General features: G+C 64.1%; 3 protein-coding genes and 1 pseudogene. All 4 read right to left on the bottom strand.

The window, feature by feature from the left end:
* Positions 1–623: pseudogene (locus tag NW848_RS11115) on the bottom strand (energy transducer TonB); the annotation flags it as partial.
* A gap of 40 nt (positions 624–663) precedes the next feature.
* Complete coding sequence (locus tag NW848_RS11110; RefSeq protein ID WP_414508319.1) at positions 664–3,084, bottom strand: TonB-dependent hemoglobin/transferrin/lactoferrin family receptor; 2,421 nt, start codon at positions 3,082–3,084, stop codon at positions 664–666.
* A gap of 37 nt (positions 3,085–3,121) precedes the next feature.
* Entirely contained in the window at positions 3,122–3,961 is an 840-nt protein-coding gene (locus tag NW848_RS11105) for an ABC transporter ATP-binding protein (RefSeq protein WP_414508320.1), read from the bottom strand.
* Positions 3,958–5,001: a FecCD family ABC transporter permease gene (locus NW848_RS11100; RefSeq protein WP_414508321.1), complete on the bottom strand. Its 1,044-nt coding sequence runs from the start codon at positions 4,999–5,001 to the stop codon at positions 3,958–3,960. The genes NW848_RS11105 and NW848_RS11100 overlap by 4 nt, the downstream gene beginning before the upstream one ends.
* Positions 5,002–5,540 lie beyond the last annotated feature (539 nt).

Below are 5,540 nucleotides of genomic sequence, written 5' to 3'. Positions count from 1 at the left end.
GGAAACGCCCGCTCCCACTTGGTACGGGCCGGGGCCTCTACTCTCTCCTGAGGCGCAGGAGCCGGTGGGGGTGGGTTATCCGCGGGAGGTGATTCCGGGGCCGGGTCGCTCGGCTCCCCTGCCGGCTTGGGCAAGGCCGAATCTGCCTCTGCCGCAAGCTGCGGCGGCAGCGGATCCTCCAGCCACAGCGTGACCGGGATCCGCACTTCGGGCTCCAGCAGAGGTCGAAATCCCCACCCAACCCATCCCAGCAGCCCCAGCAGATGCAGAAGCAGCGAGAGCAAAGTCTCCCAGCGCAGCGGGCGGGGCTCCCGACTTTGCCCAGGCAACTCAGGGAGATCCTCCAGCGAGGCGCAGGCAACTGAGAGGGCAAGGGAGCAATAGCCCGCCAGCAGCGCCTCCCTAAGTAGCTTCTCCCCCCAGCCGATCCAACGCAGTCCTCCAGATCTTTGGCGCCGCCCCATTGCCCACAGCCCCAGCTCCAGCCAGGCCAGACCCACCCCGTAGGCCATGCCTGCCTGCTGCCAATACCCCATCTGCAGGCGCCACAAAAGCCGAGGGTGGGATCCCCTCCCCGAAGAAGCGGATCCCCGGTTGGTGTGAGTGGGGGGTTCGGCGAGCATGGCTCGGGGCTATCTCGATGGGCACGGCTGGCGGGGAGTCCTAGAAGCGGCTGGAGAAGCTGAGGGCCACATGGCGCCCCGGCTGGGCCCGCCGCTCCACCTCAGGGCCGACAAAGAGGGTGCGGGTCTCGGAGTAGAGAAAATACTTCTCGTCGAAGAGGTTGAACACCCCGAAATTGAGCTGCCAGTTGTCGTCCAGGTTGTAGTAGCCCAGCAGATCCACCACCGTATAGCCGCTGGGCACAAAGGGAATCTGCGGGGGAGCGTTGGGGTTGGTTTGCACCACCTCCCGCTGCGGATCCCGCGGATCCGCCACCAGCGTGGCCACCAGCCTCGCCCCCCACACCTGGCTGGGATCGTCGTAGTGCAGCCCCAGCACCGCCGTCAGCGGCTCAATCGAAAGCAGGGGCTTGTTTTCTGTAAGATTGTCCCCCACCGCCCAGGCAAAGCTGCCGTTTAGGCTCCAGCCGGTTAGGTCGGGGCTGAAGAAATATTGCCCTGTCGCTTCCACGCCGTAGATGCGGGCGCGGCTGACGTTTTGGCTCTGGAAGAGGATGACCGGCGGGGGCGGCGGGCTGCCGGGGGGGCCGGGGGGCGAGGGCTCAGATCCCACCCGCCGGAACGCCTCGATAAAGTCGTTGTAGGTGTTGTAGTAGGCGGCCAAACTGAAGCTGGCCTGCGGGTAGATCCCTCGCAAACCCACTTCAAAACCCTGGCTGGTTTCCGGGCGCAAGTCGGGGTTGGAGAGGGTGCGATAGCGAAAGAAGGGGCTGACCAAGTTGGTGAAGCCGCTGTTGATCTCGTTGTATTGGGGGGCCCGAAAGCCGGTGTTGTACTGGGCCGTAAAGGTAAGGTTGGGGTTTATCCTCCACACCAGGCCCAGCTTGGGGGAAACGGCATCGGCAAAGAGGCTGGCCGCTTCTGACCCACTTTTGAGGAAAGCTTCATCGGGACTGGGGGTGAGGTTGTAGGTGTCGTAGCGGATGCCGGGGATCAACGTCAAGTTGCCGCCGCCGAAATCGATCTCATCCTGCACATACAGCCCAAAACGGACGGTGTCCGAGTCGGGAAAATCTTTGGTGGGAAAGGTGTCTGGGGGAATGTTTTGGGTTACCGCTCCGGTTTGCAGGTTGGTCTGAAAACGGTTGCGGGGTCGTTCGTTGCGGGTGGTGGAAATCTCCATGCCATACACCAGGCGGTGGGAGAGATCCCCGGTTTGGAAGCGGCTTTGGGCCTGCAGGCTGGCTCCTAAAATGTTGCTGACCAGCTCGTTGAAGGTATCTCGCCGCACAGGTACGGGTCGGCCCTGCACGGTGATGGTGCGCTCTTCCACGCTGGGCTCGCGGGTGCGGGCGGGCTGGTAGTAAATCTGGGCGGTGGCCAACTCAAAAGCGGGATTCTCAGGGTTGGCGTAGCGATACTCCAAACTGAGGCGGCTGCGCTCGGTGTCGATGGTTTCCCTAAATAAGCTGATGCCGGGATCCAGGTTGCGCCGCGAGAACGTGGTGGTGGTGCGGCTGTTGAAGTACTCGCCGGTCAGGGTGAGGCTTTCCAAGGGGCTGAAGCGGTAAACCAGCTTGGCCAGAACATTGTCTCCCTCCACCGTCTGCCGATCCTTGAAACTGGGATCCGCTTTAATATCCGGCTCTCTGGCGTCGCGGCGAGTGTAGATGAGCAGGGCCTCTAAGTTATCCTGCCGACCCGCCAAGCTGAGGGTGTTGACGTACCCTTGGTTTTTGCTGTCGTACTGGCTGGACAGGCCCACATGGCTGTCCCGTTCCCCCAGCAGATCGGCTGGATCCAGGGTGGTGTAGGTCACCACACCCCCCAGCGCGTCGCTGCCGTAGAGGGTGGAGGCGGGGCCGCGGATAATTTCTACAGTTTTCAAGGCCTCCAGCTCAAAGGTATCCCGGCCAATGGTGAAGGGGCCGAAGGAAAATCGCTCCGGCTGGCGGATCCCGTCCACCTGGATCAGCACCCGGTTGGCGTCGAGGCCGCGGATGTTGAAGTCCTGCAGGCCATAGCGGACATTTCGCCGCACGCTCACCCCCGGCTCGTAGCGCACCAGATCCTGGATGTTCTGGATAAGCTCCTGCCGCAGGCGCTCCCGGTCGATGACGGTGATGGTGGCCGGGGAGTCGGCCAGGGTGCGCTCGGTGCGGGTGCCGGTGACCGTAACCTGCTGCAGGTTGAAGACGGGGGTGCCCTGCCGCAGCACTTGCAGATCCGCTTGCAGCCGCTCCACCTCCGCCTGATCCCCCCGCCGGCGGGCAGCTTCGATCTGGGCTTCTAGCTCGCGAATCTGCTCCTGGATGGTGGTGGCTCCCCGAGGGGTGGCCTGGGCCAGCAAAGGAGTCTCAGGGATCCGAGCCGCGGGTTGCGCCTGGGCCAGGGATCCCCAACTCAGCCCCAGGCCCAGCCCCAAGCTCACCGCCTTCCAGCCCCAACCGGTTACTCGCATAACGTTTCACTCTCCCAAAAACCCACAAAAAACCAAGTCAAACCTTCGCCTCAACACCCTTTCCTCCCAGCCAGAGGGGCCTTGCTGGGTCTGCGCTGCGCAGGGGGCAAAGCTGCGGCCCCACCGGCGTTGGCATCCACTCCACCTCCAGGCCAAACACCTGTCGCACCCGGCTGGGGGTCAACACCGCCAAGGGAGACCCCAGGGCCTGCATCTGGCCGGATCCCAGCAAGGCAATCTGCTCGCTGTAGCGAATGGCCAAATTCAGGTCGTGCAGCACCGTAACTACCGTCAGGCCCTGCTCCTGCTTCAGCCGTTGCAACAGCTCCAGCAGCTCCAGTTGGTGGCGCAGATCCAAAAAGGTGGTGGGCTCATCCAACAGCAACACCTGCGGCTCCTGCACCAAAGCCAACGCCAGAAAAGCCCGTTGCCGCTCGCCCCCCGAAAGGGTTTCCACCCGCCGCAGCGCCAGGGATCCCAGTCCCGTCTGCTCCAGAGCCCACTCCACCCGCTGCCGATCCGCTGGCGTCAACTGCCACGCCCACCAGGGCTGGTGGGGAGAACGCCCCAGACTCACCAATTGCCGCACCGTCAGCCCTGCCGGGATCCTCGGCTGCTGGGGCAAAAGAGCCAACTGCCGGGCCACCTGCTTTGGAGTGAGTTGAGCGTGCAGATCCCGACCGCCCAAGTACACGCGCCCAGCTTGGGGAATCAGAACCCGACTCAACAGTCGCAGCACCGTCGATTTGCCGGAACCATTGGGGCCGACAATGCTCAGCCATTCCCCCTGTTGCACGCTGAAGCTCACTTGTCGCACCACCGTCCGGGATCCGTAGCCCCCGCTCAAATCCTCGACCTGCAGGATGGGCTCTCTCATCGCCCTGCCCCCTGCTGCCACAGCAGCCAGCCGAAAAAGGGAGCCCCCATCACAGCGGTGACAATCCCCACCGGCAGCTCTATCGGGCCCAAACGGCTCAGGATATCGGCGCCGCTCAGCAGGGTCGCCCCTGCCAAGGCAGAAAGGGGCAACAGCCAGCGGTAATCGGATCCCACCCCCTGGCGCACCATGTGGGGCACCACCAACCCCACAAAGCCGATCAACCCCCCCACGCTGACGGCTGCCGCCGCCAACAAAGCTGCCACCAGGCCGATGGCCACCCGCGTCCGCGCCAACGGGATCCCCAAGCTCACCGCCATCTCTTCTCCCAGGCCCAGCAGGTTCAAAGCCCGCGCCTGCGCCCAGCCCAGCCCCAGCCCGACCAGGATGTACACCCCGGCCACCCGCACCTCCGGCCAGCCCCGCCCGCTCAGGCTGCCGATCAACCACGTCAGGGCCACCTGCACCCGCTCATCGGCCATCAACAACAAGGTGGAGCTAATGGCCCCAAAGAGCGCGCTGACGGCCACCCCCGCCAAGATCAGCCGCTCCACCGCCAGCCCGGAGCGGGTGCGCGCCAGGCCATACACCAACACCGTGGTCAGCACCCCGCCCACCCAAGCCGCCAAGGGCACCCAAGCCGTCCACTCCCCCCAGGTGAGCAGCCCCACCGCCGCCAGGCCCGCCCCCGCCGAGATGCCCAGCAGGTAGGGATCCGCCAGCCCATTGCCCAACATCCCCTGCAGCAGGGCCCCCGCCATCCCCAAGGCCGCCCCCAGCAACTGGGCCAAAAGTGCCCGCGGCAGCCGCAACTGCCAGACAATGGTCTGCCGGACTGGATCCCCTTGCCCCCACAGGGCCTGCCACAGCTCCGCAAAAGTCATGGGAACGGATCCCAAGGCAATCGAGATCCAAAGCAGCAAGAGGATGACACTCAGTAGCAAAACCGCCAAGCCGACCGGCGAGAGGATCCGCCTGGCCTGCCCCCAGCGTGTCTCCGAGTCAACTCCTGATGACAGACGCCCTTGATTGGCCAACATCGCAAACCTCAGGACTTTTGAGAGGGGGAGAGCCGCAAGACAGCTCCGACCGGCTCGCCAGAGCAGCGAGCCCAACCCCGCCAAGCTTTCCAGCTTGTTGAGACTTAGATTCAATAAAGACGTAGCTGCCAGAATAACAGGCTTTCTGGGTTATTGCAAGTCAGTTCTAATAAGCTTCTGCCCGCGTCCCCCCCTTGAGTGCCAACCCTTTGGCGTGAGATCGGGCAACACCCAACCTACTCAGGCCTAACCTGCCAGGGATCCGACTGCCCCGGGTAGGGTCATTCCCAGCAGCCGTGGAATGGGAAGTCCTTGACATACTCCCCTACCTAAAGGCAGGGGATTCTTGTTCTTGGTTCTACGGGCGCACTTACCGTATCGGGTTGCCCCTCTACAGCAGCGGTGCATCTCTCCCCAAGCGTTCCCGACCCCCAGGCCCCCCCGGTGTGACCCCCCCGACCGGGGGGGCCCGGGGGGGGGGGGGGCGGGGGGGGGGATAGTGCATAAATAACCGGTTTTGGTTGGAGACACAAACGGGA

It is taken from the genome of Synechococcus sp. RC10A2, assembly GCF_047502605.1.
Note: the sequence above shows the minus strand (reverse complement) of the source record. Positions and strands in the feature narration are given on the sequence as shown.

Excerpts from the sequence above, each read along its gene's own strand:
- NW848_RS11105 (WP_414508320.1), bottom strand. The coding sequence starts at position 3,961 with ATGAGAGAGCCCATCCTGCAGGTCGAGGATTTGAGCGGGGGCTACGGA.
- NW848_RS11100 (WP_414508321.1), bottom strand. The coding sequence starts at position 5,001 with ATGTTGGCCAATCAAGGGCGTCTGTCATCAGGAGTTGACTCGGAGACA.
- NW848_RS11110 (WP_414508319.1), bottom strand. The coding sequence starts at position 3,084 with ATGCGAGTAACCGGTTGGGGCTGGAAGGCGGTGAGCTTGGGGCTGGGC.